The organism is Mucilaginibacter sp. dw_454, from assembly GCF_018449775.1.
GTDB lineage: Bacteria > Bacteroidota > Bacteroidia > Sphingobacteriales > Sphingobacteriaceae > Mucilaginibacter.
Genome location: NZ_JAAVVB010000004.1, coordinates 48,201 through 69,123, shown reverse-complemented (window position 1 = coordinate 69,123; position 20,923 = coordinate 48,201). Strand labels below are relative to the sequence as shown.

The window sequence follows — 20,923 nt, the reverse complement described above, 5'->3', positions numbered from 1 at the left end:
CCCGGTTAAAATGCTTTGTGAAGCATCCAAAAAGGGTAGATCAAGGAAATAAAATGAAAAGAAGATTTAAAATAATAGCCTGGTTAGCCGCAGTCACCGTACTCGGTATCCTGGTCTTTCAGGTGTACTGGGTCTATAACACTTATAAAACCGGCGAACGGAATTTTAATACCACCGTTTTAAATGCCTTATATAAGAGCATAGATAAATACCCCCTGTCGGTAAGTAAGCTACCCTATGGCTTGCAATCAAAGACGCCGTATCTGCCACTGATCAATCTGATCCACCAGTCAAACCCGGCTGCATCAAAATATAAAAGTATAACCGGAGACGCTGTTACGGTAAAAAAGAGTGACCAGGTATTCAGCGGCAACAGCGTTTCGCTGCTACCGGTTTCTTCGGATAATCTATTAGCCGTCCAACAATTGGTCGCCCAGTTGCTCACCGAACAGGATGGGAAACCGATCATATTGGATACATTGACGAGACTCTTTAAAAAAGAGCTGCTGGAAAAAGAAATCAAGCTGCCATTCAAACTTACCCTCTTGAAACCTCATGAACATGCTTCACCTAGGCAAATAGCATCAAATGTCCCATTTACAAAGGACGATAGGTTGGTAGCAGTGGAAATGGCGCATACTTTCCAATTTTTACTGTCGCAAAATATTATGCCTGCCCTGGTATCACTATTATTGATCATTTTATCCGGCGGCAGCCTGATCTACATGGGACTGATCATCAACAGGCAGATGCAGCTGGATGGACTGAAAAACGATTTTATTAATAACATTACCCATGAATTGCGTACCCCCATTGCCATTCTCAGGTCCTCCAGCGAGTCGCTGTTAAAATTCGGGGATCTGAAGGACACGGAAAAAACCATTCGCCACTTAAACATCAATCTAGATATCCTGGATAAGCTCGATAAAAATGTGGACCGGATACTGGATATTACCCGCTATGAACACGGCATTAAATCAATCAATTATGAGTTGATCCATATCGACCAGCTCATTGAGGGTATCCTGGGGAGGTTCAGTATTAACAATGAACTGGCCGTTCACTATCAATCCGAATTGACAAATAAGCTGGTCACCACGGATGCTTACATCATCGATACGGTGATCAGCAACCTGGTAGACAATGCGATCAAATATGCCGAACGACCTCCTGAAATAAGCATCATCACCTCTTCCTTATCCGGCGATGGCTGGCAATTGCAGGTTATTGACAACGGCATAGGCATTAGTGACCAGAATATTCCCTATATTTTCGATAAATTTTACCGGGTCGGGTCAGGTAACCTGCACAATGTAAAAGGTTACGGCTTAGGCTTAAGTTATGTGAAGCAATTAGTAACTTCGTTGAATGGCAGTATCAGCGCCAAAAGCAAATTAGGCGCAGGTACGGAGTTTATCATTAAATTTCCGGCACATGAATAAAATTAAGGTACTGCTGGTTGAAGATGAACAGGTTTTGGCGTCGATCATCAAAGAAGCGCTGGAAACCCGTGATTTTCTGATCACCCTGGCCGGCAATGGCGTAGAGGGCTGGACCCTTTATCATCAGATCAAACCGGATCTTTGTGTAATCGATGTGATGATGCCCCGCAAAGACGGGTTTTCGTTGGTGCATGATATCCGGCAGATCGACGGGCAGGTCCCCATTATTTTTTTGACCGCAAAAACGCAGAACGAAGATGTTTTGAAAGGCTTTGAAATGGGCGCTGACGATTATATGAAAAAGCCTTTCAGTATGGAAGAACTGGTGTACCGGTTAAAAAGCCTGATCCGCCGCAAACTTCCCGAGGCTTCTAAAGAACATATCGCGGCGCAAAAGATCACTACGATCGGCACCTATCATTTCACCTATTCCAGGCTGGAGCTGACGCATGATCAGAAAACAGCCTATCTGTCACAGCGGGAAGCCGAATTACTGGACCTGCTGCTGCAACACAAAAACGACCTGCTGGACAGACGCACCGCGCTCTTGAAAATATGGAATGATGACAATATATTTAACGGGCGGAGTATGGATGTGTATATCACCCGGCTGCGCAAGTATTTTTCCGAAGACCCAAACGTTGAAATTCAAAATGTCCGGGGGCTAGGATACCGATTAATTGAGCACCGGAATTGATGAGCATCAAACTTTATTTAAGCCTGTTTATACTTGCTGTCAGCGTTACCGCAACCGCGCAGATCGTGACCTTAAAAGGCAAAGTGACTAATGCGAAAACAGGTGCAGCTGTGCCGGCCGCCTCGATCCTTTCGGGTTCTTTCGGGACGTCTGCCGATGGTAACGGCAACTTCGTGTTTTATGTGCAGCAATCCGTTGCCGAAGCGTCCGGCATTACGATCAGCAGCATAGGTTACCAAACCATTCATATCTCGGATTTCTCCGATAATTTTAATGTGACCCTGAAACCGGCTATACAAGAGTTGGCGGAAGTAAATATTCCCCTCGGCGCGGAATTTATTGTGCAGAAGGCCTACCGGCAGATCGCGCAAAACTATTTGAATAAAGGGTTTAACATTACCGGCACGCAAAACATGATCCATAGCGTACGTGATACCTTTGGTTATCAATATTACTATGTCAACAACGCCAAAGTCAAAATTTATATGTCGGCCTATGCAGATACACCGGCAGTGACGCAGGTTGGTTTAATGGAAAAGGACGAAAGAATAAAAAGTAACCCGAAGGCTCGCAAGGTCGCCTTTATCAACGGTTATTCGCTCGCACTGACCCATGATGATGTACATTTGAATGCCGTTCCGCTCAGGGGGAACCCTGCCAGATTTAAGTATAAGCTGAACAGAAAAGAACTGATCGATGGCAGAAAAACTTACGTGGTAAACTTTTATTCTAATGGAAAAGATGCCAATGCCGGCATCCTGTATATTGACACCGCGACATATGCATTTGTGCGCGTACTGAATACTAAATATAATGTAAAGATCAACAGTGCCATAGACCTCAACAAGCTCACCTCGTTTATACAATACCGGAAATATGGAAACCAATGGGCTTTAGATGCAGTCAAGTTTAATTCGGTCACAGAAGCAGACGGCTATGCCGTAGAGCGGACGGATGAATTTCAGGCGGGCGTGATTACCACAGACCAGGCGGCACAACTCCCTCCCGGGGCGGTTATTAAACCACGGGAAAAAGATAATGAGGTGAAACCTTATGACGGTTTTAGCACTGCCGATAAACAAATGCCCGCGACGCTTCAAAAGGCAGCGGACAACGCTTTCCAAAAAACCAAAATCCCTGTTATAGCCGATAGGGTACATCATAACTAAAATTCCCGTTTTCTCTCTCCTTCCTGATTGCAGTTAAGAATAGTTAACACTCGTTAGCAGTGCGTTAACAAAACCGCGTCTTGATCCGGGGTATTTTTGCTTAACACAAAAATAAAATCAGATCATGAAAAATTCCTTTATTCAGTTTATTGCCGGGCTCGACCAATTTGGTAAAAATGCCGTCCGTTTTGGTATAATCGTTGTCTTTCTTTGGATCGGCGGCCTCAAATTCTTTACTTATGAAGCTGACGGTATTGTACCCTTTGTAGCCAACAGTCCTTTTATGTCTTTTTACTATAGCCATCCGGAAGAATATAAAAAACATATAAATCGCGAAGGTGAACTTATCCCTGCCAATCACCTATGGCAGGAAGCGAACAACACCTACGGCTTTTCAACCGCGCTTGGCATCATGCTGGTAACCTTCGCGGTATTTATCGCCTTATATAAAGTATTTCCAATACCTAGTATGATTGCCAGCATCCTCATTTTTATCATGACGCTGGGCACGCTGTCTTTTCTTGTAACAACACCGGAAAGCTGGGTGCCACACCTAAATGACCAAAACTGGGGCTTTCCCTTTCTATCCGGCCGTGGCCGCCTGGTCATCAAAGACATTGTTATTCTGGGCGGCGCAATTATCACCATGAGTGAAACAGCCACACTTTATTTAAAACGTAAAAACCAATAATCCGCTATGAGAAAAATAACTGTCCCAACCCGCGATCAGGTAAGTCCTGAATCTCAATTATTGTTCGATGTTCTGCAAAAGCGTGCAGGCAAAGTTCCTAATCTGTATGCCACCATGGGCCACTCCGCATTCGCCCTTAAAGGTTTTATGAACCTGGAAGAAACGCTTAACGGCGGTGTCTTTAGCGCAAAGGAAAGGGAAGCGATTGCCTTGGTAGTTTCAGAAGTAAATTCCTGCGAATACTGCCTGGCAGCCCACACCATACTGGCCATAAAGCGGGGCTTCACGAAAGAAGAAACGCATGATATCAGAAGAGGCAAAGTAGCAGATGCGAGGTTAAACAGCATCATTCAACTGGCCAAAACAATTGCAGAAACAAAGGGGAAATCTGCCGACGAATACTTGACTGCATTTTATGATGCCGGTTTTGATGAAGGCGCTGTGATGGAACTGATCGGACTAGTGATGGTAAGGTTATTTACCAATTATGTGTTTGCGCTGACCAACGTTCCGATCGACTTCCCACTGGCAGAACCACTAAACTAAAATAACGATGAATACACAAGGAATTATCACCCGCACAAGTCCATTTGGGGTTAAGGAAACAATAGACCGGTTGGTCATTTTCCTGGAAAAGAACGGGGCAACCATTTACAGCCGGATCGATCAACAAAATGAAGTTCGCCATTCGGGCCGGGAAATCCTGCCAATGGAGTTCATACTGTTCGGTAACCCAGCCACCGGCGGGGCGATCATGGCGGCGAACCCGATGGCTGCGCTTGACCTTCCCTTGAAAATATTAGCCTGGAAAGATGAAGATCAAATCGTGCGGATAGCTTTTAATGATCCGGTTTATATTCAAAACAGGTATACACTGTCTTCAAAACTGGTAACCAGCCTGGATCTCACGCCAATAATCGAAAAAGCTTTAACCATAAATCAATGAAAACAATCAAACACCTGCCGGAAATACTGGTCATCGTACTCCTGCTATTTTTTCACCCACTAAGGGCGGAAATCACTTATTACTTTAAAAAACCAACCATCATGAAAAACGACGAAGCAGTTCATTACCGCAACATTAAGGTCAAAGGTATTAACATCTTTTACCGCGAAGCAGGCCCTAAAGATGCGCCTGTAATTTTACTCATGCACGGGTATCCTACATCCTCTTTTATGTTCAGGAACCTGATCCCTGTTTTGAGTAAAAAATATCATGTGATCGCACCAGACATGCCTGGTTTTGGCTTTTCGGATGCACCTGCACGAGAGAATTACGCATACACATTTGACAATATTGCCAATACCATGCAGGGCTTTATCGATGAGCTGACCCTGAAACGTTTCACGATTTACATCTTCGACTACGGCGCGCCCGTAGGTTTAAGACTTGCCGTGAAAAATCCTGACCGGATCACGGGTATCATTACGCAAAATGGTAATGCTTACGAGCAGGGCTTGCTGGACTGGAGCCACGGCTTGGTCAAAGCTTATTGGGAACATGACACGCAGGAAAACCGTGATAAAGTGAGAGCATTCTTTACACCTGAAGGTACTAATTTCCAGTATCATGAGGGCGTAACTGATAAATCATTGGTGTCTCCTGACGGAATCTTCCAGGACCAGCAATTAATGGACCGCCCCGGCAATGTAGAAAAGCAGCTGGACCTTTTACTGGATTACCGTACCAACATCAAATTGTACCCGGTCTTCCAGAAATATTTCCGTGACCGTAAGCCGCCGATATTGGCGGTATGGGGAGACAAAGATCCTTATTTTTCTCCTCCGGGTGCCGAAGGATTTAAAAAAGATGACCCCAATACGACCGTAAAATTTTATGATACCGGCCACTTTGCCCTGGAAACACATGGCAAAGAGATTGGGCAGGATATTTTAAAATTTATGGCAAAGCTCCCTAAATAATAAAGCATCATTTAATACAAATCATTATGGAAAATAATAATCGAACCCCGCTTTGGAATTTTTACTGGTCAGTATCTTCGGTGCGGTAATGGGCCTTTCAGGCCTTAGTTTCGCATGGCGGCTGGCTAATGAACTTTGGCATTTAGATTTTAAGATCAGTAAAATTATTGGTTGAATAGCCATAATATTATTCATCATTCTTTCTATTGCTTTTATAATTAAATTCAAACGAAACTCGTCTGTTTTATTGAAAGAGCTTGAACACCCGGTGTCTATTAGCTTCTACGCTACTTTTATTATTCCCCTTTTGCTGATCCCCGGTTTATCTGAAGTTACATTGAAAGCCCCATGGCATGCAAGAGGTCATCGGTTCGACTCCGATATTATCCATAAAGCTCACCGAGAGGTGGGCTTTTTTTATACTTTATTACTACAGATCAATATTAACGGTAAACTTTACGCCATATTTAGAAATCCCGGGGTGGTCAAGGTAAGTGAAGCGTTCTATACCATCTATCCTTAGCACTTTGAATATATTGCCTATACCCACACCAGCTTCGGTATAGGGTGTATTGCCTAATGCATAAGTTCCGGAGCCGCTGGCTGCCGGGGCGGGGAAATTATACAAGTTGCTGCTCAGCGCCGGGTTGTTTTCGGCACGTAAACCGCCATATAACACTTTAAACGTTAAGTATTCGCGCCATTTCAGGTATTTGATCAGCGGTACTTTGTTCAGGAAGAAGCCATTAAAGTTTTGAGTGATATTAAGCCCGGCATAATGATCATTTACAAATTCTAAATAATGCATTTGATTATAAGCATCAGGCTCATATACAACAGACTGGTTAGCAGCACTTACATTTAACAAAGGGTAAGGAACTTTACCCAGAATTTCGCCGCTAGTCAGGGTGAAGTCCATACGCCCAAGTTGCGACAGGTAAAAGCGCTTCGTTATTGACGCGGTAATTGAGCTGTAATTATTGGTGCTGTTGAACACATCTTTAATACCCTGATTATATACCAGGGTGAAAATTGGGTATTTGTATTTTATAGTATTACGACCGAAGTTATTCTGGTAAATCTGCTCATGCGGCGCATAGCGTAATGATACGCTTAATACGCTGGAGGTGATATGATTTACTACTGTTTGTTGCAGATCATTCAATGTATATTTTAATGTGCCGGCTGCACTCTGATTCCGATTGTAAAATCCAATGTCAAAAGAAAAATGGTTATCGTACTCTTTTACGTAATCTATCCTAACTATGTGCGTATAAAAATAGTATCGGCTTGAGCCTGTCTGAAAGGAAGATACCGGCGTATGGAAGTTCCTGCCTGCCTGATCATCGCCCGGCAAACCAATGTCGTATTTCTGGGTAAGCTTTAAATAGTTATTTGGATAACGGTATTGCGGTGTGTTGTTAAAAGAATAATAAGCGGTGGCCTGATGCTTAAATTGATGATCGCGTGTTCCTTCAGCAACATAGCCCTCCAAATAAATCGTCTTGTTGAATTTAGGAGTAGTGCGCCCGCCAAGGCCTAAACGTAGGCCTTCTAATGGGCTGTAAGCAGCAAGTTGACCCAAATCAAACTGAAAAGCGCCAGCATCGGCAAAGCCGCCTGTAAAGGTGGTGGCTAGCCAGGTTGCTCTTTTAAACGACTTCATGTTTTCAAGCCGGCCAACTTTGTGGTAAAAGCGGGCATCTGTTTGCGACAAGGTATCTGGTCGGCCCATGGCCCAATAACTACTGTCTGCCTGGTTAAAATCCGGTAAAACTTGCTCGTCTTTGCCTTGATAAAAGGTAGGGGCAAGTGGCTTATCTACCAAGTAGTTAGAATAGTAGATGGTTCGTTCGCCTTTCACACCGAAACCTTTGTTTTTTAATATGCCAAAATCAGCCTTTGCATCGCTTTTCACCAGGAAATAGCGGCCATTAGCCTGCTTTTGAAAATCTAAGTTGACGTTAAGGTTACGTAAAAAATTAATATTAATCTGGTTATTTACATTTAGCTCGCAAGCTGTAACGGCATATGATCCGTTTAAAGAAACCATTAAATGTCCTTCAAAAAGCAGGTCAGTTTTATTGCGGGGCGTAAAGCTTAGCTCAACCATGGTATCTTTTGCTGTCCGGATAGTATCCTTGATAAAAAATTTATAAAAATCAGGCGCGTGGTCGGCTATGGGGCTTAATAGCTGATTTCTGATAATGAAAATATTGTTCTCGTAGATGTCTATTTTGTCGCCATAGATACGGTTTACATAAATATTCACGCCGGCGGTATCAACAAATTTAATTATGTTACTTTCTTTTTGGGCCTGCAATACGCTGATTGATTTTTCAGGGTCCCTGCGCGAATATTGCTTGTATTTTTTTTCGGCAAGATACACTTCAGCAGAAAGCTTCCCATCGGCAGCGGTGTCCAGCATAAACTTGTAAGGCTTGAACAAAAAGTTATTAACCAGTGGAGGGGGGATGCTAAAAAGGGTCAATCCAATCCTTTCGTACTGGTCGTACTGTACATAATTTGCGCTTTGCGGGCGGTTATCATCCTTATGCGCTATCACTTGCCTAATAAGCTCGACAGCCGGATTGCCCTTATTGCGGTAACGTCGGCGTGCAGAGATAGCCACTTCTTTAAGTTGCGTGGTGCTTTTCCCTAATTTAAGATCCAGCTTGTTCTGCGTCCCGGGGACAATGTTCCGGGTGAGGGACTGATAGCCGATTGCCGAAATAACAATCTTAGAGAAGGTGCCGTTGCCGGTCAATGTAAATTTGCCAAGGCTGTCTGTGCTGGTCCCGGTATGGGTATTCAAGAAAAACACGCTGCACTTCAGCAGCGGTTGCCCGGTTGCCGCGTCGCTAACCCTGCCCTTAACTGTGGTTTGCTGTGCAAAACAAAATTTTGACAAGAGCAGGCACACACAGCTCAGTAATAATTTCCTGCTAAATCGTATATAATTAGTCACTTATATTAATAGATCAATAATTGTAACGTAATCGTCGGGCCATAGTTTGTGTTTAACTCAAAAATAAGCTCGAAATCCGTTTAAATTTTGAATAAGGTCGTAAAAAATATTCATAAACAAATAGTTTTAAAATAATTGGAGACATTTAATGGCGACGCAATATTTTTATCGCCTTACATGTTAAAAGCGAACTCACTGGACAGTAGGTATCCAACTTGAAAATGTTATTTTTATAAACTGATATCCTGTCATGAAAGAAAAAAACCTTGAACTGGAACGCCTGGTATTCTTTAGCGATGCCATTGTGGCTATCGCCATCACCATATTGGTATTTAACTTGAAAATTACAGGCGATGAAGGCAAACATCTCCTGTTTAGCAATTTGCTGCAGGCCTGGCCCAAATTTTTAGCGTTTTTACTGTCTTTCTTTATTATCGCACTTTTCTGGAAAGTGCATCATCAGTTCTTTTTTTACATCAGGGCCGTTAATGATACACTGCTATGGAATAATGTGGCCTGGTTGCTTTTTATAGTGCTGCTGCCATTTAGTACTACACTCATTGCTACACACTTTAGAGACCCTGCGGCAATGATGGTGTACTGTTTAAATGTGTTTTTTATTAATATTTTTCAAAATAATATTTGGGATTATGCGTCAGAGCGGCCGGAGTTTTTGAAGCCCGGTCTGGAGGAGCGTATCATTATATTTTACCGCCGTGCTTGTAATGTAGCTATGATCAATTCGCTTATTTCGTTAGCGCTTTCATTCTTTTTCCCGATAGCGGCATTTATTATACTGGTAGCCAGGTTCCCGTTCATTTTGACGGCCAGACAGCTATTTAAGATGATGAAGCTAAAAGAGCACGAATAGCCAGATTAGCGATCTTGGGGTAAATGGATAGGGATCATCAGGATATTCCCTTTGTTATTGAATATCGCGGTATTTCTTGCACCAACTATTTCACAACTGGACAGACGCGGCAAATGGGGTAATCAAAGCAATAGTTGAGCTGAATTAATAATTATTTACCTCTTTGTGTAGACGACCTTACAATTAACTTGGGTTTGATGCTGATGGTTTTTGTAGCGACAGCAGTCTCCTCATCTTTACCGTCTAATTCGTCAAAATAAGTTTGGGCTATGGTTTTACCCATATCTACGCCAAACTGGTCGATAGTGGTTATTGATGGCGATGTAATACGGGTAAACCGTTCGTTCGAGTAACCGCAGATACCTAGCTGCTCCGGCACTTTCAGATTCAGATCATTGGCAGCCTCCAATACACCCAGTGCTAAAAAATCATCCCTCGAAGCAAAGATTGCGTCGGGCGGGTTAGGTAAAGCAAACAGGCGACGGATAAGTTCTGCATCATGCTCATTATTGGTGTCAGCATCCAGAATCAATTCGTCTGCAATAGTAATTTTATTGGCTCTTAACGCTTTCAGGTACCCGGCTTTTCTATCCCGGAAAATATCCAGGTTCTGCGGCCCCGCTAATAAAGCAATACGACGGTAACCAGAGGCAATTAAATGTTCAACCGCTTCGCGCGATGCCTCTTCGTTATTGTTGGTTACTTTAAGCGATTCTATTTTTTCAACCACACGGTCAAACTGAATTAGTTGGATCTGATGATCAATAACATTTTGCAGGTGCGTATAATCGTCGCCTTCGGCAGATACAGAAATAACAATGCAATCTACATGCTGATTGATCAAGGTATTTACACACTTGATCTCTTTTTCATGCGATTCGTTCGACTGGCAAATAATCAGGTTATAGTTTTTTTCGTTGGTGATGCTTTCTATGCCTGCAATAACATTAGAGAAGAAATTCTGATTAATACGGGGTACCACAATGCCAATGGTTTGAGATTTGCCTTTACGCAGGTTTGATGCCAAACTGTTGGCGCGATAGTTCATCTCCCGCGCTTTGGCAATCACCAGTTTGCGGGTGTCTTCATTAATACGCGAGTTATTATTTAACGAGCGCGACACCGTGGAAGCCGTGAGGTTTAGCGCCCGGGCAATGTCGTAAATAGTTACTCTTTTCTTCTTCAAATCCATTTTAAAAGTAATGATACCAAAAAATTTACAATTTTATTTGGCAATCGATTGCGCAAATCAAAAAATAAATTTAATTTCGGCCTATAACTTATCTTAGTTGAACCTGTTAATAAACCAGCTAAATAATTAATATAAACCAGTTAATTACCAGATGATTGACGCGTCTTGACGAGCCCGGTCATTATCAAAAAAAATAAAACTTAAATCATGAAAGTATTAAAAGGCGACACAGAATTTTTTAAAGGAATAGATCAAATAAAATACGAGGGTTTAGAATCCGATAATCCGCTGGCTTTTCGTTGGTATGATGCCGACAGAGTGATTGCGGGTAAACCAATGAAAGATCACTTGCGCTTTGCAGGCGCTTACTGGCATTCGTTTGTGGGCAATGGTGCCGATCCGTTTGGTGAGCCTACACACATTTTTGAATGGAACAAAAAATCTGACCCGGTTGAGCGTGCTAAAGACAAAATGGATGCAGCGTTTGAGTTCCTTACCAAAATGAACTTGCCGTTTTATTGCTTCCACGATGTTGACGTGGTTGACTATGGTAATGATATCGTAGAAAATGAGCGTCGTTTATCGGCACTGGTTGATTATGCTAAACAAAAACAAGCCGATAGCGGTGTTAAACTGCTTTGGGGCACTGCCAACTTATTCTCGCATCACAGATATATGAATGGTGCAGCTACTAACCCAGATTTTCACGTATTATCGCATGGCGCCGCGCAGGTTAAAGCTGCTTTAGATGCAACCATCGCTTTGGGTGGCCAAAACTATGTTTTTTGGGGCGGTCGCGAAGGGTATATGACCTTGCTGAATACCAACATGAAACGCGAGCAAGAGCATTTAGCTAAGTTTTTACACGCTGCGAAAGATTACGCCCGCAAACAAGGTTTTACCGGCACATTCTTTATAGAACCAAAACCTTGCGAGCCTACCAAGCACCAGTACGATTATGACTCTGCTACCGTATTTGGTTTCCTGCAGAAATATGATTTGCTGGGCGATTTTAAACTAAATATCGAAGTTAACCACGCTACATTAGCCGGTCACACATTCCAGCATGAGTTACAGGTTGCTGCCGATAGCGGTTTGCTGGGTTCGATAGATGCTAATCGTGGCGATGTGCAGAATGGCTGGGATACTGACCAGTTCCCTACTGATATTAATGAGCTAACAGAATCAATGTTGATCATCTTAGAAGCCGGCGGTTTCCAGGGCGGTGGCATCAACTTCGACGCTAAGATCCGTCGTAACTCTACAGATCCGGCTGATTTGTTTTATGCACACGTTGGTGGCATGGATACTTTTGCGAGAGCTTTGATCACTGCGGATAACATTCTGCAAAAATCAGAATATAAAAAACTGCGTAAAGATCGTTATGCCTCTTACGACGCCGGTAAAGGCAAGGAGTTTGAAGAAGGCAAGCTTTCTTTGGAGGACCTGCGCGCTTACGCGGTTGAGAACGGTGAGCCAAAAGTTATCAGCGGCAAGCAAGAGTACATTGAGAATTTGATTAACCGTTATATTTAATCCAAACAGTATTAAATTTGAAATCCGCCGCGCTGAATAGCCGGCGGATTTTTTTGTTAGATAAAGATTGCTATCCATAAGGCAAAACTTAATATGGCTGATAGAACCCTGAATACATGAAATTTGAGCCATCGATCGCGTTTGACTTGCCAGTTAGCGGGTAGGATAGCGTCGGTCCATTGCTCAACGTTTTTTACGATAGGTACCTCTACAGCAACGGTTATAATTAACGCTATGACGATCAAAGCTATCGCCGGCAGGCTTAAATAAAGTGAGCTGGTTTGTTGATAAAAGCAAGTAGCTGTAATCATCGTTAAAATAGCACCCGGCAAAAGGAATTGCATGGTTGGCCCCAGGTTTTTGGATAATATTTTAGTGATTTTGATAAACTCGGCTGGCTCAAACATGCTTAATGATCGCGTTAGCGCAAACCATGGACCCCAGAATATGCCGGTTACCAGCATGAGTAAAAACGTAGCAATGAGGTTGATGAGGCGCGTCATATATAAGGGTAGACGATCGTCAGCCTAAAACCTTTTAATTTAGTAGTGATTTAATATTGTTACATGCTCATTTTGTTACTTCATCTATATTTGGAATGTTTAGGCAGAATTTTTAACCCCTTAAATATCAATTAATGAAAAAAATAGTAATAATGATTTTAGCCGCTGCCGCATTTACGCAGGTTAAAGCGCAAGATCAACCGCAAAAGCCGCGTCAACATCGTCAAAGATCAACATGGAACGATGGCAGCGCGCTTTCAGTAGACTCGACAACCCGCGATGGCTATACGTTAGTGTTCGCCAATAATGACACCACGTTTGAAAAAGAAGGTGTCGATATAAAAAAACGGATGATCGAAACCTTCTTTAAGGTATATGAGGAAGAAGCCAATACTTACAATAAAAACACGGCAAAAAGAGTGGTGTTTTTTGTTGATCGTAATTATAAAGGTGTAGCTGCAACAGCAAACATGACTGTCCATTTTAACCCGCCGTGGATGTTAAAAAAGCCTACTGATATTGATGTAGTTACACACGAAGTAATGCACATTGTTCAGGATTACGGTAATGGCGCCGGCCCGGGTTGGTTAACAGAAGGTATTGCCGATTATGTACGCGCGGTTTATGGCGTAGATAACGCCGGCGCTAAATGGTTTTTGCCCGAGAAGTTAAGAGCAGACAAGGATGGAAAAATGCAGGATTACACCGCCAGTTACCGTGTGACCGCCCGTTTCTTGCTGTGGATTGAGAAAAACTACAAAAAGGATCTGGTTATAAACCTGAACAATGCCATGCGTGAGCATACTTATACAGATGGTATCTGGAAAGATCAAACCGGTAAAACTTTAGATGAGTTGTGGACCGAATATGCGGCTACTTTTCCGAAATCGTAAATGTATTGAACATAAACAAAAAAGGCCTGATGACATCATCGGGCCTTTTTTGTTGTTAACTGTCATTGCGATTGCCGCGCTACGCTCGCAATGACAATTAGATTAATGCGCACGGCCTTGCTCGTCATCGGCACTACCCACCTGGCGTTTAGGCGGGTTGTTAAGCGTCTTGCCAAAATTATAGGTAAAGGTTAGTGTACTTACACGGGTATCTATCAGGTTATGGTAAGTAACCTCGCTGTTATTTATGCTGGTTATGGTACCGCTTGGGCTAAAGGTTTTAAACATGTCGTTAATAGCCAGTTTTAAACTGCCCTTGTTGTTTAAGATCTTCTTTTGAAGTCCCGAGTTTACCATCCCGGTAGGAATAGATCTAAATTGTCCGTAAACCCCACCTGTGCGGAAGAATCCGCTCAGTTCGGCACTCCAACCTTTACCTATAGTGAATTGGTTGTTGGCGTTTGCCGAAAACGTATAGCCGGATTGATCAATAATACCAGTAGCAAGTACACCTTTATAGCTGTTATGTGTTTCATCAGCATATATGTTGGCTGTCCACCATTTTGTGGGGTGAAGGTTGAAATTTGCCGACAGGTTAAAATTTTTCTGGTAACCGATGTTACCCGGCGTACTCACAAATATGTTTCCGTCCTGAAAAATAGTCTCATTTTGTACATCAGTAGCATAGTTGTAAAGCAATGCTACGCTAAGCAGGCTTTTATAACTGTATTGTATTTTGTAGGTATCGGTAAAAGTTGGCCTTAAAAATGGATTGCCACGGAATTGTGTAAACTTATCTATGATTTCTATAAACGGATTTAATTGTCCATAACCGGCGCGGTCTATACGGCGACCGTACGACCCACCCAAAGTATTATGTCCTGCTGTATCTAGTTTATAAGATAAATAAGCGGTAGGGAAAAAGTTGGTATAATGATTAACAAACGATGAATCTGGCCTTTGCGCATTGCCTAATTGGTGGCCGTTGCCATTGGTATTCTCCGCACGTAAGCCGGCTTGTATACCAAAGCGTTTCCAGTTTTGGTTATAATTTACATAAGCCGCGTTGATATTCTCTTTGTATAAAAAGTGATTGGTGTTATCGTAATTAATGGTGCTTACACCGTTAACAACATTAAAGTAATTGGCGGCGTCGTCGGTATTTACATAACTGCTTTTAATGCCGGCCTCAAACTTGCCGTCGTTTTTTAAAGCTTTAACAAAATCAACCTTAGCGGCGTAAATATTAACTGCCCCAGGCAGATTATTAGCAATGGTTTGCGAACTGAGTAGGGTGCCGTCGGTAGCAATTGTATTGTTAATGAATGTTTGATTAGCGCCTGCAATGTCGCGGATGTAATCCAGATCGAACGTTAAAGCGGTACCTGTCGTATCATATTTATGGCTGTAATTAAGGTTAATGCCGCCGCTGTTAAATTTATTGTGCGATATATTTTGGGTATTGATGGTCGAGTCCAATCCGCCGCCTACATTGTAAAACGAGCTGTATACCGGGCTGTTATCTTTTCCATTTGATAAACCCCCGGTAAGTACTACGCCCCAGGTAGTTTTGGGCGAAATAAAGAAATCTGCTCCTACTTTAGCATTGTAATCATTCTCTGCCGGCCTGAAAATAGAAATATCCTTAAAGCTAAAATCAGGAGATCCATCCGGATGGAGATAGTTGCGGTCTATCTCTAGTTTACGATAGTTATTATTATAGTTGTAAGAAAGATTAGCAAATAGGTTAACCTTATCTACCCGATAATTCAAATTAAGGCTTTCTCTTAACCGGCCATAAAAGCCAACGCCATAGCTACTGCTAAATGATGCGTTAAAACCCCTGATGGTATTTTTTTTTGTTTTGATGTTGATAACACCGGCGGTACCCGCCGCATCATATTTAGCCGGCGGATTATCCATCAACTCAATCTTATCCAATGATGACGATGGAAGCGAACGCAGGTAGGTAGCCAGGTTAGCAGCCGACAGATAAGTCGGCTTATCATCTATCATGATCAGAACGCCGCTTTTTCCTTTAAAAGTAATATTACCATCCACATCTACCTGTACGCCCGGTGTTTTTTGCAAAACTTCGAGCGCATTGCTGCCTGTGTTAGATATTAGTGCGTTTACATTAACTACCGTGCGATCTATTTTTTGCTCAACAAAATCTTTTTGCCCGGTTACCGCGACTTCTTTTAACGAGGTGCTGGTTGATTGCAATTGAATAGCCGGAAGTATGATTGATTTATTGTCAACAGAAAAATTTGCGCTTTTATAATTTTTAAAGCCAACAGTTGTTACGCGCAACTGGTAGGTGCCGGTTTTAATATCTTCGAAAGTAAACTTGCCGTTTGCATCGCAAACCAATGATTTAACAACAACGGAATCTTTTGTAGTTAGCAAGTTTACAGTTGCGCCATCGATAGGTTTATTGCTGATATCGGTTACAGCGCCCGAGATTTTGATACCGGTGGTTTGTGCCTGCGCGAAATTGAATGCAAAGCATATCCACACGGCTAATAAAACCGTTTTAAAAATTTTCATGATAATAAGTTAGTTTGTTATAAGACGACGATAATATTAATTAGTTACAGAAATCGCCACGTATACATTATCGCCAGGATCGGTCTGGTATCGTTTAAGAAATGTTTGATGGACGCTCTCAGGCTGCTTAACACCATTAACAGCAAATTCCTTGTTGTTTAAAATGATGTCAAAATTCTTTTTGTTGTTAATCAGATGAGCATCAAGCAACAGGTCGCTAATATCCACCGGGGCAGGTTTTGGTTGGGATATGTAGATTTCGGGCCTTGAATAGTTTGCATTTAAGTGTGCCTTAGTAGCTGTTTTCTTGTTAGTATCGGGCATAATAGCAGAAAAACGAGTTACTGCATGTTTTTCGGAAATCTTACGATTGGCCGGTATAACAGTATTTAACTTGGAGCCATTATTATGAGTCCGGTTCGGCACATAGATTCCCTGGCTGTTAACAGAATAAACTACAAAAGTGGTTTGTGCCCGGGCAAAATTTAAGGTAAAGCCAGCCCATACGGTTAATAAAACCATTTTAAAAGCGTTCATGATTTTGGGTTAATTTGTTATAAGAAGACTATAGCGTTAATTAGTTACAGCAATCGCCACATCCACTTTGTCGCCAAGTTCTTTCTGGTATTGTTTTAGATAAGTTTGATGTATGTTTTCGGGCTGTTTTACACCATTGATAACCATCTCTTTATTGGTTAGGGTTACTTTATAATTCTTTTTGTCTTTGATGAGATGAGCATCGTACAAGGCGCTGCCCAGGTCGCCCGCGTTTATATAGAGGTTAGTGTTTGTTTTTTTAACCCAGGAAGTGTTGCCTGATTTAGCTATGACCGCTTTGGGTTTCTTGTTGGTATCTGGCATATTAACAGAAAAACGACTGACTACGTAGTTCCCGGTAATGTTTGATGAATAAACCGGTATAGAGGTATTCAACCTGGAACTAGCATTATAAGGCCTGTTTGGTTCATAATTTGCCTGGCCGTTAGCCGAATAAACTACATCGTGAGTTTCTGCATGAACTACCGGCGTATCAATAGTTACACTCACATTAGAGTTTGTGTTTGCACTCACTTGTGAATTTGCAATAACATTCACCTTGGCGTTAGCAGTTACATTCATTTTCTGAGTAGAAGTTACGTGTGTCACTCCTTTAGCATCCACCTTTACTACGGCATTGGGGGCAGCTTTGACAGCGTATTTGTATCCTGCGGGCACATTCACTTCTACGCCAGGGTCGACTTTAACAGTCATTACGTGTTTGGTATCAATTGCTCCCAAATGCGTTTTTATAGTGTCGAGCCTGGTATTCAAATTCATATTACTGCTATCGCAGGGGCCGCAGCCGGTGCTGTTTACGCCCAGTGGTTGCAAAACATCTTCAAGCGTTTGTACGCTTCCACTGTTATCCTTTAACAACTGCGTTTGCTGTGCTAACTTTTTAGTTTCTGAAGAAAGAACAACCGGTTTTGCCGGTTTTAAACTTTGTACTTCCCGGTGGCTAATAGCTTGAGCTACCGCATCGGTTATGCGGTGTATTCTTGCTCTTTGTGAAAACGCCGACAAGCATAATCCAGATATTACCAGGCATATCGCCAAGGCTGTTTTTTCGAATAAATTAAGGGTATGGTTACGGTTACTTACCATGCGTTTAACACGGCTCACCAGGTTATTATTCTTATCGCCCGCAAAGCCCATTGCATAGGCCGGAACAGCAGCCTGGTACTCTTCGCATGATACTAACGCACGGATGTAGTTCAACTTGTTGCTGCTTTGCGCTACAGCCAGATCATCGCAGCAATTTTCCCTTTCGGTTTTAATTAATTGTGAGATCCAAAGCACCGCGGGGTTAAAAAAGAACACAATCTCCATTAAGCTTTGCAGCAGATTTACTAAATAATCGCGACGTTTAATGTGAGCAAGTTCATGTACCAAAATTGCTTCAACCTCTTCGATACTCAACGTAGTTATCAAACCTATCGGGATCAATATCACCGGTTTAAATGCGCCGATAACCAGCGGCACCTTAGCCAGTCCAGATTCAAGCAGTGCAATGCTTTTATTAATATTCAGATTTTCTGCCAATTGTTGCAGGCGCTGATACCATTCAATATTTACCTGGTGCACGTTGGTGTGTTTTAATCTGCGTACGCCTAATAATCCTACAATTAACTGGATGCTTTTGGCACAAATGATCAGGAACCAAACTAATACAATGGTATTATGATGGTCATTTAAATAACTGAAAACACTTTCAGAAAAGCTCTGAACAGGAGCTGTGGATGATACACGCACAATTTCAAGATGGCTACTAATCGCACCCACCGTATTGACAGGTGATGTTATTGACCGGCCCATTTGTGTTGCAAAGGTTATTATAACCCCAACAGTAAATAATGCCAGTGCCGATATCAGTAAATTGTAACGCAACGCCGCACTCGATTTGCGGGTAAGCAATACAATTAAACCGGTTACGGCTGCCAATATCAGGCCTTGCCATAATGAATGCACTAAGGTGTTGCAAAGCGCGCCAACAAGGCGGTCGGTTGCAAATGATGTGATGGTTAAAAATTCCATAATAATTTAGGTTAAGTATTATTGATTATTGGTCTTCTCAATTTCGTCCAGCATTTTGCGGATGCCTTCTAACTCTTCTTTGGTTGCTTTTTTGTTGCCCAGCAACTGCATGACCAGTTTGCTTGACGATCCCTGGTAAACAGAATCTACAAAACGATCTAACAGCTGATGCTGAGTTTTCTCCTTGGCCTCAACCACATGATAAATGTGTTTCATCTGGCTCTCATCTCTTTTCAGGATTCCCTTGTCGGCCATGATCTGCATGAGCTTTAGGGTAGAGGTGTAAGCAACATCGCGCTGCGCTATCAATGCATCATTTACAAAACGAACGGTTGACGGGCCGTGCTGCCACAATACCTGTAATATTTCCAACTCGGCCTTGGTGGGCTCGGCTTTCTTGATTTCGTCGTTATTTGGGTGTTCCATAAATCAAAGGTAGGAAAGTTTTCGTACGATGCAATAGGTAGGTTGATTTTTTTGAAAATAAATTTATTTTAAACAAAAAAGCCCAAACCATATGGTTCGGGCTTTCAATGATTTATACTTGAAAAGCTTAAGCTTTTGCGGTTTTAACTTTATAGAATTTGAAGCCGAAAAGGAAGATCACCACGTAGCAAATAATTGGCATATAGTAAGCCTGTGCCACATTATGATTAGCCACCTGGCCCATAATGTACGGGAAGAACGCACCGCCCACAACACCCATTGCAATGAAAGATGAAGCTTTTTGGGTATTGGCGCCCAGGTTTTTCAATCCTAAACTAAAGATGGTAGGGAACATAATGCTGAAGAAAAAGTTGATCATCAGCAGCGCAATGTACGATGTCCAGCCTAAATGTTGTGCAACAATCAGGCACATTACAATGCTACCGGCGGCAAATGTTGCTAATAATTTATTAGGTGCTATAACAGTCATCAACGATGTGCCAACAATACGGCCAACTAGCATCATTACCATAAATAAACTAAAAAAGTAAGCTGCTTTGGTATCGCTAAAATGCATAACATTAGTGCCGTAATTGATAAAGAATGCCCAGGTGCCTGCTTGTGCAGCAACGTTGAAAAATTGCGCGGCGCATGCCCATACAAAATGACTGTGTTGTATCAACGGTTTTTGTGGAGCTACATCTACATTAACTGCTTCTGGGTCGTCAGAATGTACAACCTCGTGAGGATCTGTTAACGCTGGGATCTTTAAGAACACAAACGCTACAGCTATTAATAATACTACAATGCCAATGCTTACGTAAAGGGTTTTAACCGAAGTAAGATCTGTGTTTTTTACTGTATCGCCACCTAGCAAAAAGAAGCCACCAATCAGCGGGCCGATAATGGTACCTACCGCATTAAAAGTTTGCGCAAAGTTTACGCGCAGGTCGCTGGAGCGTTGGTCACCAAGCGAAGCGGCGAAAGGGTGAGCAACTGTTTCTAAAGTAGCCATACCGCAGCCTACTATAAATAATGCAATCCTGAAAAAAGTAAATGATGCTGCATTAGCCGCAGGTACAAATAAAAACAAGCCTGCTGCAAAGAGCAATAAGCCCAAAATCACGCCTGGTTTATAGCCGTACTTCTTCATGAATAAACCAGCAGGGATACTCATGACAAAATAGGCGCCGAAAACAGAAAACTGAATTAATCCTGAATCGCCAATTGAGATATTTAATACGGTTTGAAAGTGTTTGTTCAATATGTCACTCATAGAGTGCAATACGCCCCACATCAGGAATAGCGACGTGACAAAAATTAAGGTAACAACGAATTTCTTCTCGGTAAATGCTGCTTTTTGGCTCATTTGTTTAATTGGTTAAGTTGAATTAATTGCAAGACACTGCAATTGATGCATCAGTAAGTATTATGAATAAAAGGTGTTTAATAGTTAAAATTGGTTATAAGTGCCCGCTGGTTGGGCAA

At 42.2% G+C, this 20,923-nt stretch carries 19 protein-coding genes; 11 read left to right on the top strand and 8 right to left on the bottom strand.

Going from position 1 to position 20,923, the window contains the following annotated elements:
* Positions 1–53 precede the first annotated feature (53 nt).
* The 8 genes from HB679_RS13690 to HB679_RS20645 all read left to right on the top strand — a co-directional run bounded on the left by HB679_RS13690 (position 54) and on the right by HB679_RS20645 (position 6,097).
* Entirely contained in the window at positions 54–1,442 is a 1,389-nt protein-coding gene (locus HB679_RS13690; protein WP_214072564.1) for a HAMP domain-containing sensor histidine kinase, read from the top strand.
* Positions 1,435–2,139 carry a response regulator transcription factor gene (locus tag HB679_RS13685; protein WP_214072563.1) on the top strand — a complete coding sequence of 235 codons (705 nt, stop codon included), beginning with the start codon at positions 1,435–1,437 and terminating at the stop codon, positions 2,137–2,139. The genes HB679_RS13690 and HB679_RS13685 overlap by 8 nt, the downstream gene beginning before the upstream one ends.
* Positions 2,139–3,308, top strand: a complete 1,170-nt coding sequence (locus HB679_RS13680) for a carboxypeptidase-like regulatory domain-containing protein (RefSeq protein WP_214072562.1) — start codon at positions 2,139–2,141, stop codon at positions 3,306–3,308. Before HB679_RS13685 ends, HB679_RS13680 begins: the two co-directional genes overlap by 1 nt.
* A 124-nt stretch (positions 3,309–3,432) precedes the next feature.
* Complete coding sequence (locus HB679_RS13675) at positions 3,433–3,999, top strand: DUF417 family protein (protein ID WP_214072561.1); 567 nt, start codon at positions 3,433–3,435, stop codon at positions 3,997–3,999.
* 6 nt (positions 4,000–4,005) lie between these two features.
* Entirely contained in the window at positions 4,006–4,545 is a 540-nt protein-coding gene (locus HB679_RS13670; protein ID WP_214072560.1) for a carboxymuconolactone decarboxylase family protein, read from the top strand.
* A 7-nt stretch (positions 4,546–4,552) separates the two neighbouring features.
* Positions 4,553–4,945 carry a DUF302 domain-containing protein gene (locus tag HB679_RS13665; RefSeq protein WP_214072559.1) on the top strand — a complete coding sequence of 131 codons (393 nt, stop codon included), beginning with the start codon at positions 4,553–4,555 and terminating at the stop codon, positions 4,943–4,945.
* Positions 4,942–5,922: an alpha/beta fold hydrolase gene (locus HB679_RS13660; protein ID WP_255547614.1), complete on the top strand. Its 981-nt coding sequence runs from the start codon at positions 4,942–4,944 to the stop codon at positions 5,920–5,922. The genes HB679_RS13665 and HB679_RS13660 overlap by 4 nt, the downstream gene beginning before the upstream one ends.
* Positions 5,923–5,974: 52 nt before the next feature.
* Positions 5,975–6,097: a hypothetical protein gene (locus HB679_RS20645; protein WP_255547613.1), complete on the top strand. Its 123-nt coding sequence runs from the start codon at positions 5,975–5,977 to the stop codon at positions 6,095–6,097.
* A gap of 255 nt (positions 6,098–6,352) precedes the next feature.
* Here the strand turns inward: HB679_RS20645 and HB679_RS13650 are convergent, their stop codons facing one another.
* A complete protein-coding gene (locus HB679_RS13650) occupies positions 6,353–8,833 on the bottom strand; it encodes a DUF5686 and carboxypeptidase-like regulatory domain-containing protein (RefSeq protein WP_214072558.1) in 2,481 nt (826 codons plus the stop codon).
* Positions 8,834–9,140: 307 nt separating this feature from the next.
* Between HB679_RS13650 and HB679_RS13645 the strand changes: the two genes are divergently transcribed.
* Positions 9,141–9,761: a TMEM175 family protein gene (locus HB679_RS13645; protein WP_214072557.1), complete on the top strand. Its 621-nt coding sequence runs from the start codon at positions 9,141–9,143 to the stop codon at positions 9,759–9,761.
* 151 nt (positions 9,762–9,912) lie between these two features.
* Here HB679_RS13645 and HB679_RS13640 read toward each other — a convergent pair whose 3' ends face one another.
* Positions 9,913–10,953, bottom strand: coding sequence for a LacI family DNA-binding transcriptional regulator (locus tag HB679_RS13640; RefSeq protein ID WP_214072556.1), 1,041 nt, complete (start codon positions 10,951–10,953; stop codon positions 9,913–9,915).
* A 207-nt stretch (positions 10,954–11,160) separates the two neighbouring features.
* On the opposite strand from HB679_RS13640, the gene xylA reads away from it, so the two are divergent.
* On the top strand, positions 11,161–12,489 hold the full coding sequence (gene xylA / locus HB679_RS13635) for a xylose isomerase (RefSeq protein ID WP_214072555.1): 1,329 nt from the start codon (positions 11,161–11,163) through the stop codon (positions 12,487–12,489).
* A gap of 56 nt (positions 12,490–12,545) precedes the next feature.
* Here the strand turns inward: xylA and HB679_RS13630 are convergent, their stop codons facing one another.
* Entirely contained in the window at positions 12,546–12,992 is a 447-nt protein-coding gene (locus tag HB679_RS13630) for an anthrone oxygenase family protein (RefSeq protein WP_214072554.1), read from the bottom strand.
* A 134-nt stretch (positions 12,993–13,126) separates the two neighbouring features.
* Here HB679_RS13630 and HB679_RS13625 point away from each other — a divergent pair, with 134 nt between their 5' ends.
* On the top strand, positions 13,127–13,885 hold the full coding sequence (locus tag HB679_RS13625) for a basic secretory protein-like protein (protein ID WP_214072553.1): 759 nt from the start codon (positions 13,127–13,129) through the stop codon (positions 13,883–13,885).
* A 102-nt stretch (positions 13,886–13,987) separates the two neighbouring features.
* On the opposite strand, the gene HB679_RS13620 is transcribed toward HB679_RS13625, so the two are convergent.
* The 5 genes from HB679_RS13620 to HB679_RS13600 form a co-directional block, all read right to left on the bottom strand.
* Entirely contained in the window at positions 13,988–16,435 is a 2,448-nt protein-coding gene (locus tag HB679_RS13620; protein WP_214072552.1) for an outer membrane beta-barrel protein, read from the bottom strand.
* A 36-nt stretch (positions 16,436–16,471) separates the two neighbouring features.
* Positions 16,472–16,972: a hypothetical protein gene (locus HB679_RS13615; protein ID WP_214072551.1), complete on the bottom strand. Its 501-nt coding sequence runs from the start codon at positions 16,970–16,972 to the stop codon at positions 16,472–16,474.
* A gap of 36 nt (positions 16,973–17,008) precedes the next feature.
* On the bottom strand, positions 17,009–19,009 hold the full coding sequence (locus HB679_RS13610) for a M56 family metallopeptidase (RefSeq protein ID WP_214072550.1): 2,001 nt from the start codon (positions 19,007–19,009) through the stop codon (positions 17,009–17,011).
* An 18-nt stretch (positions 19,010–19,027) separates the two neighbouring features.
* Entirely contained in the window at positions 19,028–19,435 is a 408-nt protein-coding gene (locus HB679_RS13605) for a BlaI/MecI/CopY family transcriptional regulator (RefSeq protein WP_214072549.1), read from the bottom strand.
* A 127-nt stretch (positions 19,436–19,562) separates the two neighbouring features.
* Positions 19,563–20,804 carry a sugar MFS transporter gene (locus HB679_RS13600; protein WP_214072548.1) on the bottom strand — a complete coding sequence of 414 codons (1,242 nt, stop codon included), beginning with the start codon at positions 20,802–20,804 and terminating at the stop codon, positions 19,563–19,565.
* Positions 20,805–20,923: the final 119 nt, after the last annotated feature.